General features: G+C 62.1%; 8 protein-coding genes. 7 read left to right on the top strand and 1 reads right to left on the bottom strand.

What is annotated here, in order from left to right; genetic code table 11:
* Window positions 1–193: 193 nt before the first annotated feature.
* A complete protein-coding gene (locus NKH01_RS34300; protein WP_353024648.1) occupies window positions 194–3,049 on the bottom strand; it encodes an ATP-binding protein in 2,856 nt (951 codons plus the stop codon).
* Window positions 3,050–3,275: 226 nt separating this feature from the next.
* On the opposite strand from NKH01_RS34300, the gene NKH01_RS34295 reads away from it, so the two are divergent.
* The 7 genes from NKH01_RS34295 (at window position 3,276) to NKH01_RS34265 (ending at window position 9,853) form a co-directional block, all read left to right on the top strand.
* Window positions 3,276–4,637, top strand: a complete 1,362-nt coding sequence (locus NKH01_RS34295) for an epoxide hydrolase family protein (RefSeq protein ID WP_353024647.1) — start codon at window positions 3,276–3,278, stop codon at window positions 4,635–4,637.
* Window positions 4,638–4,724: 87 nt separating this feature from the next.
* Window positions 4,725–5,153, top strand: a complete 429-nt coding sequence (locus NKH01_RS34290; protein WP_352591189.1) for a DUF6130 family protein — start codon at window positions 4,725–4,727, stop codon at window positions 5,151–5,153.
* Window positions 5,150–6,430 (top strand): epoxide hydrolase family protein, encoded by a 1,281-nt coding sequence (locus NKH01_RS34285; protein ID WP_353024646.1) that lies wholly within the window; start codon window positions 5,150–5,152, stop codon window positions 6,428–6,430. Before NKH01_RS34290 ends, NKH01_RS34285 begins: the two co-directional genes overlap by 4 nt.
* A 37-nt stretch (window positions 6,431–6,467) precedes the next feature.
* A complete protein-coding gene (locus NKH01_RS34280) occupies window positions 6,468–7,124 on the top strand; it encodes a VOC family protein (protein WP_031195072.1) in 657 nt (218 codons plus the stop codon).
* Between the two features lie 72 nt (window positions 7,125–7,196).
* Window positions 7,197–8,315 (top strand): redoxin domain-containing protein, encoded by a 1,119-nt coding sequence (locus NKH01_RS34275; RefSeq protein WP_353024645.1) that lies wholly within the window; start codon window positions 7,197–7,199, stop codon window positions 8,313–8,315.
* 28 nt (window positions 8,316–8,343) lie between these two features.
* Window positions 8,344–9,378: an alpha/beta fold hydrolase gene (locus tag NKH01_RS34270; protein ID WP_502912715.1), complete on the top strand. Its 1,035-nt coding sequence runs from the start codon at window positions 8,344–8,346 to the stop codon at window positions 9,376–9,378.
* 55 nt (window positions 9,379–9,433) lie between these two features.
* Window positions 9,434–9,853, top strand: a complete 420-nt coding sequence (locus tag NKH01_RS34265; protein ID WP_031195077.1) for an Ohr family peroxiredoxin — start codon at window positions 9,434–9,436, stop codon at window positions 9,851–9,853.
* The last annotated feature ends 193 nt before the right edge of the window (window positions 9,854–10,046 follow it).

The raw sequence follows: 10,046 nt of genomic DNA, 5'->3' as shown, positions 1-10,046 counted from the left end.
GGCAATCGTCTGCGGCCCGCGGGTTCCTGCATGAGAGACTTTCGTATGCCTGACGGCACCCGAAACCCTTAAGCATGTCGGTCATTCAGCCAGCCACTCCTGTCCTCCCGAAGCCGACATTAATAGTGCCCACACCACCGTCGAAATTGCGCCGAGAGGGGACGACACCATTAGGAGAAGTGGCATTGAGGCTCTACCTCAGTGTCGCCAGCAGGTGTTCGGCAGCCCCGACATCCGCCGTATTCAGGCTCTCCACAAAATACGCCGCAACCGACTGCAAGAGCTCGCGAGCGCTGTTGATCTCCCCGCGCCCGGCCATCAGCGTCGCCATGTCGATTGCGGTTCGCAACTCCCATGCCCGTGCGCGCTGACTTCGGCTCAACTCCAGTGCCTGCATGAGGTAGGCGGCAGCTTCATCACGGTTGCGCTCCGACTGGAGAAGGAGGCTTCCCTTCATCCGTAGCAACTCCGGGAGGTACAACTGGTCGCCGTTCTTTTCGACTTGACCAAGCGACTCGTCGATCAACGCAATGGCTTCATCAACCTGACCGATCGCGGCCAGTCCCCTAACTAGCGAGAGGTTGAGCGGCGTCGTGAGCAATTCATAAGGCGCCGCGTGGAGCTTCCGAAGAGATGTCTGCAGGCCCTCGACGCCGCTTTTTGCATCGCCGTGACGGATCGCGACTTCGCTTTTGAAGCCCCGACCGACCAGCAGGTAAGGAGTCATGGAATGGGATTCCGCGCGGGCGATGAGCATATCTATGTACGCCTCGGCGCTCTTCAGGTCACCGGTCCACAGGAAGACCGATATCGCCCAGATCAACGCGATCGCCAACGTTAGAGAATGATCCATGGCGGCAGCCTCTTCGACGGCCTGTCGGGCGTGTGCCATGGCTTGGTCCGGATGGCCTTGTAGCCAAAGGTTCCTCGCCAGGATGGCCCTGGCCAGGATTTTGCCTTCGAAGCCCAGATAGATCGTCGTGGTCCGCTGGGAGCGCGGCCCACGGTCGAGCGCCGCCTCCAGCTCTGCGCGGGCCTCCGCGAGGTCGCCTCGCAGGTGGAGCGAGATGCCCAGGATCGAGTGTGCCAGCGCGTTGACGACCGAGTCGTCCAAGGTCGCGGCTGTGGCTGAACAACGCCTTGCAAACTCAAGGGCGGTTGCGAAATTGCCCGTCCGCAGATGGAACATGTTGAGCGAACCCAACAGACGCACCCGGTCCAGCGGATCGCCGCGCTGCTCGGCGATCGCCAGGCTCCTCTCCAGAGCTACGCGCGCCCTGTCGCGTCCTCCCCGCATGAACATGAAGGACACGCCGAGGGCTGCCTGAAGATGCATCTCGTCAAGTCCGCCAAGGGCGGCATCGTCGAAAGCGAATATTGCTCTTTCAGACCAGCGATGACACTCCGGCAACAAGGACATTGCCAGGAAAACCGGCGCGACAGCGCTGGCGAGTCCGACGCCGATGTCGGCGTTTCCGCTGTCGCCGAAGCACCATTCCAGGGCAGCCCGGACATTGTTGATGGCGGCGAAGTGGGGCGCCCGCTCCTCACCGGTCGCCAGGCTTGGCCACTCGATCCCGGTCTGCTCCAGCCATCTCCGATAGTAGGCGGCGTGGCGCACTGCCAGATCGGCAGCCTCGGCGTCATCGATCCGGATGTCGAGAACGTAGGCGCGCGTCGTATCGAGGAGCCTGTAGCGCATCATTGCTCCAACCGGACGCGTCGCCACGATCGATTTGGCGACAAGACTGTCCATGGCGCCAAGGACGGTCGATCGGTCGAGGGTCGCGCTCGTCACGACCTCCAGGGCGGCATCGAGCGTGAAATGACCGACGAATACAGCGAGCCTGCGAAGCACCACGCGCTCAACGTCGGTCAGGAGCCCAAAGCTCCAGTCTAGTGTCGCCTGCAAGGTCTGCTGACGCGGCGGCGCTGTCCGTGAACCGAGCCACAGCAGTGTCAGGCGTTGATCGAGAAGCGCGGCTGTCTGCTGCAGCCCATAGGATTCGACACGTCTGGCCGCCAGTTCGATCGAGAGCGCCACCCCGTCAAGCTTTCGGCAGATGCTTGCGATGATCAAGGCCTCGGCGTCGCCGACGTCCAAACGAGCGCCACCTGCCACCGCTCGCTCGACGAACAGCTGGGTGGCCGGGAATGTCTGGACGATGGCCGCCGTTAGCCCCGGTTCGTCGGGCGGAAACGCAAGCGCATCCAACCGGCAGATATGTTCGCCCTCGACCCGAAGCGCCTCGCGGCTCGTCGCCAGGATGTAGACCTGTGACGCCGCATCGACGATGCTCGAGGCCAGAGGCGCCACCGCATCCACGAGATGCTCACAGGTATCGAGGATCAAGAGAATCCGCTTGTTGCGCAAGTAAGCGATCAGGTTGGGCGTCGCATCCTCTGTTTGAACCGTTAGTCCAAGCATCGAGGCGACGGCTGTCGTCACCAGACCGGGATCGCCGATCATTCCCAGATCGACGAACAAGACCGCCCCTGAAAATGCTTCGATCAGGTGATGCCCGACTGCGATCGCGACGGTGGTTTTGCCGACGCCACCGGCGCCAACGATGGTGACGAACCGCGAAGCATTCAGCTGCACCGACAGCTTAAGAACATCCTCGTCCCGTCCGACCATCCGGCTCAAGCGGTTTGGAAGATTCGCGTGCGGAAACTCAGCGGCAATGAATAGGGCTTCGTCGCGTGGGCTGTTTAATCGCAAAACCGGCGCAACGAAGCAATAGCCCCGCCCCGGAAGCGTCGCGATGTACCGCGCGCCATCCTTTCCATCGCCCAGCGCCCTGCGCAGTCCGGTCATGTGGAACCGCAGGCTGCCTTCCTCGACGACGACATCCGGCCAAACCCGCGACATTAGATCTTTCTTGCTGACGACCTCATTCGGTGCAGAGGTCAGGACTATGAGAATGTCGATGGCGCGCGAACCCAGCTCTACGGGAGCGCCTTCTCTTGTCAGGAGCCTTTCACCCGCAGCAAAATGGAAAGGGCCAAACGACAATCTGTCTTTGGCTTGTATTCCCGTTTTCGTCATGGCGTCTTCTTTTGGAGCCGCCTGCACCCAGCGCCGCAGTTTAAGTCAAGGAGCGCTCCTGCACCATAGGGAGTCTCACAGTCTAGGCGCCTCCTATCTGCTCAAAAAAGCGGCAGGCTGGCAGCGGCTAACACAAGCTCACGACGCATAACGGGCTAATCCCGCCTCCTGGGCGTAGTTCAAGCTGCGTAGATAGATCGCAAACCCATCAACCCAGGAGAGACCCATGGACACGACCAGAACCTCCGAAGCAATCGACCAGGATCGCCGGCGACTTTTGGGCACTGCGGCGGCCGGCATCGCCGCCGCCGGCGCGGCAAGCCTGCTCCCGTCGCAATTGGCCGCCGCATCCACGAGCGATGCCATCCGCCCTTTCTCCGTCAGTTTCCCGCAGGGGGAGATCAATGAGCTTCGCCGGCGCATCGCCGCCACGCGCTGGCCCGAGCGCGAACTCGTCTCCGACGAGGCGTCCCGGCGGATCTGGTCGACCCCAGCAACTGTAGGGCCAACGCAGGGCGTGCAACTCGCCACAATGCAGAAGCTCATGCAGTACTGGCGAACGGAATACGATTGGAGCAAGTGCGAGGCGCAGTTGAAGGCGCTGCCGAATTTCGTCACTGAGATCGATGGGCTCGACATCCACTTCATCCATGTGAAGTCTAAGCATCAGGGCGCCCTGCCTGTCATCATCACGCACGGCTGGCCCGGTTCGGTCATCGAACTTTTGAAGATCATCGACCCGTTCACCAATCCCACTGCGCACGGAGGCACGGAGGCGGAGGCGTTCGACGTGGTGATCCCGTCGATGCCGGGCTACGGCTTTTCCGGCAAGCCCACCGAAACCGGTTGGGATCCCGGGCGCATCGCGCGGGCGTGGATCGTGCTGATGAAACGCCTTGGCTACGACCGCTACGTCGCGCAGGGCGGCGATTGGGGAGCACTCATCACGGAACAGATGGCCCTGATCGCACCTCCCGAGCTGGTCGCCATCCACACGAATATGCCGGGGACCATTCCGCCGGAGATCGTGAAGGCGCTGGCCTCCGGCGGTCCGCCCCCCGCTGATCTTGGCCCCGACGAGAAGCGTGCCTACGAGCAGGTAGCGTTCTTCTACAAAAACGGCCTGGGCTACGCCAACGAGATGGCTCTTCGTCCGCAAACGCTCTACGGGATCGTCGATTCACCGGCCGGCCTGGCGGCGTGGATCCTCGATCACGATGCCGACAGTTATGCGCTGATCGCACGCTCCTTCGATGGAGAGCCGGAGGGCCTTACCCGCGACGACATCCTCGACAACATCACGTTCTACTGGCTGACGAACACGGCGATCTCGTCGGCACGTCTCTATTGGGAACATACGCAAACGGCGAAGGCCGGCTTCTTCGACGCCAAGGGCATCACCATTCCCGTCGGTGCGACTGCGAACCCCAGTGAAATCTACACCGCACCGAAGAGTTGGACCGAACGCGCGTTCCCGAAGCTTCTGCACTATGGCCGCACGGACAAGGGCTGCCATTTCGCCGCCTGGGAGCAGCCGAAGAGTTTCACCGATGAGGTGCGCGCAACATTCAAGACGTTGCAGACATGACGTGTTGGCGGGGGATGGCGCGCCGGACGCTCGTCATCTTCCGCCCAGCGATAGCTGCGTAGCCAACCTCCGAAGGGAGCGACTGCAATGAACCCCCTCATCAAGACGCTCACCGCACTCGCGGTTTGCACCGTGCTCGCCACGGGCGCGTTTGCCCAGAGCACGGTCGTTCCCATCGACAACGAGCCCGCACCCAAGCTGATCGTGGAGCCGCCGCTTCCGGGTCCGTTGGCCAGCGGCGTCGTGTTCATCCCGTACCGGGTGGAGAACTTGCGCATCCTGCCTGTGGGCGGGGCGGCCGCGCGCAACGTGTCTCCGCGGGTCGGGCATCTGCACGTCACCGTCGACGACCTGCCTTGGGCGTGGGCGGACTACGGTCAGAGCAACACCATCATCTTGGTTGGCATGCCAAGCGGCCAGCACAAGGTGCTGATCGAGGTGGTGGATCCCGAAGGCAAAGTCTTCACCAAACAAACTGTGACGTTCCACACTCCGGACAAGAAGGTGCAGCCATGAGGCTCGACCAACTGGCGGCCGTGCTGGCATTCGGGCTTTGCATCCTTTCCGCGCCCGCCTCCGCCAACCCGGTCGAGGATCGCTCGATCCGGCCCTTCAAAGTCTATGTGCCGCAAGCGCCGCTCGATGATCTTCGCAGTCGCATTGCGCAGACAAGGTGGCCCAACCGGGAGACGGTCGATGACCAGTCGCAGGGCATACAGCTCGCGAAGATCAGGCCGCTCGTCGAGTATTGGGGCACGGCCTACGACTGGCGGACAGCGGAAGCGAAGCTGAATTCCCTGCCCCAGTTCATGACCACGATCGACGGAGTGGACATCCACTTCATTCACGTTCGCTCGAAACATCCCAATGCCTTGCCGCTGATCATGACGCATGGCTGGCCCGGCTCGGTGCTGGAACTGCTCAAGACCGTCGGCCCTCTCACCGATCCCACGGCGCATGGCGGTAGCCCGGAAGACGCGTTCGACCTCGTACTGCCGTCGTTGCCGGGTTTCGGCTTCTCCGGCAAACCCACAGATACCGGCTGGGGTACAGACCGCATTGCACGAGCCTGGGCAGAGCTGATGAAGCGCCTTGGCTACACAGATTACGTCGCCCAGGGCGGCGACTGGGGCTCTCCCGTTTCGAATGCAATGGGACGTCTGGCCCCGGCAGGCCTGCTCGGCATTCATGTCAACCTGCCGGCTGTCGTACCGCCAGAGATTGCCGCGGTGCTCGCCGCCGGCGGACCGGCGCCGGCGGGGCTCATGGACAAGGAGCGCGCGGCGTTCGATGCGCTCAGCATGGCCGCCAAGATGGGGAACAGATCCTACGCCACGATGATGGGCACCCGGCCCCAGACGATCGGTTACGCCATCAATGACTCCCCCGCAGGGCTCGCCGCTTGGATGCTCGGGCATCCGGGCTTTTCGGGCTGGACCTACGACAAAAGCGATCCCGAAAAGTCGCCTGACGAGGTGCTGGACGATATCACGCTGTACTGGCTGACGGACACCGCCACCTCGTCCGGGCGAATTTACTGGGAGTACGGCGGCGGGCGCAGTCCCGTTTTTGCCGACCCTGAAAAGACCAGCGAAGTCTCGCTGCCGGTGGCCATCACGGTCTTTCCGGGGGAAGGCTATCAGGCCCCCGAGACGTGGGCCCGGCGCGCCTACCCCAACCTGATCTACTTCCATGAGGTCGACAAAGGCGGCCACTTCGCCGCGTGGGAGCGGCCGGAGCTCTTTTCTGCCGAGTTGCGCGCCGCGTTCAGGCCGCTGCGGCAAACCAAATAACCACCTCACTCGAAAGGAACGACAAATGTCTCAAACCATGAAAACGCCCCGTGACGAAAAGCACGAAACTGCGACCGGGACCCTCAAAAAGCAGGCGCTCGACATGAAGCTCGAGGTCGTGGTCATCCCCGTCTCGGACGTCGATCGCGCCAAGAGCTTTTATATCGGCCTGGGCTGGCGGCTCGACGGCGATTTCGTCGTCGGCGATACGTTCCGGGGTGTGCAGTTCACACCTCCGGGCTCGCCTGCCTCGATCCACTTCGGCACGGGGGTCACGACGGCGGAGCCCGGCTCGGCAAGCGGGCTTTATCTTGTCGTGTCGGACATCGAGGCGGCGCGCGCCGAGCTCATTGGCCACGGCGCCGAGGTCAGCGAGGCGTTTCACCGCACAGGTCCCGGCAAGCCGGCGGTCAAGGGGCGCGATCCCGAGCGGCGCAGCTACTCCTCGTTCGCGACGTTCAAGGACCCGGACGGCAACGAATGGCTGCTGCAGGAAATCACCACCCGCTTTCCCGGCCGGATCGACACCACGACCTACGCTTCCGGAGCGGATCTTGTTGCCGCGCTGCGACGCGCGTCGGAGGCCCACGGCGAGCACGAGAAGCGTAACGGCGGCCAGCGCGATGAGAACTGGCCGGACTGGTACGCGGAATACATGGTGGCTGAGCAGGCCGGCAAAGAGCTTCCGCTCTGAAGGATTCAGCGCGCAGCGCGCCGCTGAACCGTCTGCGCGGCGATATCGATCGAAACTGAAAAGGCGTCGTCGATGAAAGCAATTAAGCTGCTCGTCGCCGTGGCGCTCGCAATGGCAATCGGGGCTCCGATTGCCAGTTTTCTGGGAGACACGGATGTGGCTCAGCCGATAGCCTCCGCACCGATGAGGGTTCCGTTCCTTCACGGACTTTCCTCCGACCAGTTCGAGGGTCAATCCGAGCTTGCTTCGCTTGGCGTGGCGCACGAGTGGATAAATTCGCCGCCGCTGACGGCGTCGGCTTTGCATGGCAAGGTCGTCCTCATCGATTTCTGGACCTACACCTGCATCAACTGGCTGCGCACGCTTCCCTACGTTCAGGCCTGGGACGAGAAATACCGGAAGCATGGTTTGGTGGTGATCGGAATCCACGCGCCGGAGTTCTCGTTCGAAAAAGACCTGAACAACGTGCACCGGGCGGTGAAAGACCTGGGGATCGATTACCCGATCGCCGTCGACAACGACCATCTCATATGGCGGGCTTTCAGCAACCAGTACTGGCCGGCACTCTATTTCGTCGATTCGCGGGGACGCGTCCGGTATCACCACTTTGGCGAGGGCTCATACCAACAGTCGGAAATGGTCATCCAGGAATTGCTGACTGAGGCTGGCGCCGGCGGATTCGACCGTGAGCCTGTGTCGGTGGATGCCCGCGGCATCGAAGCCGCGGCCGATTGGGAGACCCTCAAGTCTCCGGAAAATTATCTCGGCTACGAACGCACCCAGAATTTTGCCTCCGGCGGTGAAGCGGTCTTGGACGCGCCGCACATCTACGACGTGCCGGCGCGACTACGCCTGAATGAGTGGGGGCTGTCTGGCAGTTGGACGGTAAGGAAAGAAACCGCCGTACTGAACAAGTCCGATGCCCGCATCGCGTACCGTTTTCACGCGCGCGACCTTCATCTGGTCATGGGTCCGGCAGCGCCGGGAACGTCTGTGAGATTTCGCGTGCTGATCGACGGGCAGCCGCCAGGCACGGCTCACGGCATCGACGTCAATGAAATGGGCGAAGGCGCAGTGACAGAGCAGCGCCTGTACCAACTGATCCGACAATCGAAACCCATCGTCGATCGCCAGTTCGAGATCGAGTTTCTCGACTCAGGCGTGGAGGTCTTTGCATTCACGTTCGGCTGATCGCCCGCGCAAGGATAGAGGTTCCCAAATGCATTCGCTCAATATCCCCGATGAAATCGACCAAGATCGCCGTCGGTTCTTTGGCGCCGCCGCGATGGCTGTCGCCGCCACTCAGTTCGGCCTGATCGGCCCGGCACAAGCGCAACAGACGACTGGAGAGCCTGCGGCGTCCTTTGGGCCCTTGAAGCGGATCGAGGCCGGCGTGCTGAGCGTCGGCTATGCGGAACTTGGACGGACCGACGGCCCGCCCGTCATCCTGCTACATGGCTGGCCGTATGACATCCACACCTATGCCGATGTCGCTCCTCTGCTGGCAGCGAAAGGCCACCGCGTGATTGTTCCCTACCTGCGCGGATACGGCACGACCCGATTCCTGTTGGACGACACGATGCGCAACGGTCAGCAGTCAGCGATTGCCGCGGACATTGTCGCCCTGATGGACGCACTGGGCATCGAAAAGGCGACGATTGGCGGCTGCGACTGGGGCGCGCGCACCGCGAACATCATTGCCGCACTATGGCCTGAACGCTGCAAGGCGATGGTCTCGGTGAGCGGCTACCTCATCGGCAACCAGCAAGCCGGCAAGCTGCCGCTGCCACCCAAGGCCGAGCTGCAATGGTGGTATCAATATTACTTCGCCACCGATCGCGGCCGCGCCGGCTACGAGAAATACACACGAGATTTCACCAGGCTGATCTGGCAACTCGCGTCGCCGCGGTGGAATTTCGACGATACCACATTCGAGCGCAGCGCCGCAGCCTTCGACAATCCCGATCACGTGGCCATTGTGGTCCACAATTATCGCTGGCGGCTCGGACTCGCCGCCGGCGAGCAGCAATACGACGCGTTCGAGGAGCGACTCGCGCAGGCACCGGTCATCGGCGTGCCGACGATCACCCTCGAAGGCGACGCCAATGGCGCGCCGCATCCGGACGCCAGCGTATACGCCCCGATGTTCCCGGGCAGATACGCGCATCGGGTCGTCACCGGCGGCATCGGGCACAACCTGCCCCAGGAAGCGCCGCAGGCCTTTGCCGATGCCGTTGTCGAAGTCGACGCCTGATCGAGTTCGCGGCAACCACCGAAGCGGCGGTTACCGCTACCAGCAAAGAATGCCCATGAGCCACATCACAAGGGTTGTCTATACGGCCAGGACCGCAACCACGGGCAGTCGCGAAAATGGCGCCTCGCGCAGTTCCGACGGCCTTCTGGACATCTGGCTATCGACGCCTGGATCGGCGCGCATCGGCACCAATCCGGAGCAGTTGCTCGCGGCCGGCTGGTCGGCCAGCTTCGCAAGCGCAATCGCATCTGCGGCCCACGAACGAAAAATCGCGCTGCCTGCAGGGATGAGCATCGAGGCCGAGGTGAATCTGAACTACGGAGAAAACGGCCACTTTCTTAGCGTCCAACTGGATATTGCCGTGCCGAGTCTGGAGCGCGATGTGGTACAAATTCTGGTGGATGAAGCGCACGAGATTTGTCCTTACTCCAAAGCGACACGGGGCAACATCGATGTCGTAATGAGGATCGTCTGATTTGACCTAAATCGCTCTTCGGCGTTGAAGCTTTTGGCATCTCGCTCCCAGTCTGTTCAGGGTCAGATGATGATCATGCCCACATCGACGTGAATGTCCGCTTTCGATGGTGGGCTCAATCGGTGAGGGCAACACACTAGTCTTTCATCAGAGATGGAGTGTGGGCCATGAAGCAGCGAGGTCGCATCTATTA

The organism is Mesorhizobium sp. M1403, assembly GCF_040317695.1.
Taxonomy (GTDB): Bacteria; Pseudomonadota; Alphaproteobacteria; order Rhizobiales; family Rhizobiaceae; genus Mesorhizobium.
This window is presented reverse-complemented; position numbering and strand designations above follow the sequence as displayed.